The organism is Acinetobacter sp. NIOH-H-8, from assembly GCF_046635365.1.
GTDB lineage: Bacteria > Pseudomonadota > Gammaproteobacteria > Pseudomonadales > Moraxellaceae > Acinetobacter.
On sequence record NZ_JBHDVN010000184.1, the window covers coordinates 1 to 456 of the forward strand.

The following is a 456-nucleotide window of genomic DNA, read 5'->3' on the forward strand; positions in this document are numbered from 1 at the left end:
GTATTAAAGTAGTTACTTGTATTGAAGAATTGCGCATGTGTACGCATCATTTCTTTTAATTCAGGTGAGTTATCACCATAAATTTTACGTAATTGCGGTAAAATCGTAAATAAGTAACCAGAGCCTTGCATACGCTCGTAGTTCCAACCCCATTGGAAGAACAGTAAGCTACGTAAGTTGATTTGACGAAAGTCTTTCTTCGTGAGTTGATATGGTTCTTTAGGGGGACTTCCTGTTAATGTTGGATCTTCAAATGGAGTGTTAAAGGCTAAAGGTTCTTTTGAATGTTTCGTTTTAGAGTTCGTCATCTTCTATTTCCCCCTCGTCATCTACATTTGACTGTTGACGTTGTTGACCCCCATAGCTTGGTGCTGTTTGCGTGCTACGTTGGTAAGCCATTGCTGCTAAACTGAAACCGATTAAAGCAACTGCAAGCATTGGAAGGGGACCCATTGC

General features: G+C 40.4%; 1 protein-coding gene. It reads right to left on the minus strand.

Features of this window, described 5'->3' with window-relative positions:
• The coding region (locus ACEWB7_RS17700; protein ID WP_411581045.1) for a PTS system mannose/fructose/sorbose family transporter subunit IID at positions 1-308 on the minus strand (308 nt) is incomplete at its 3' end.
• Positions 309-456 lie beyond the last annotated feature (148 nt).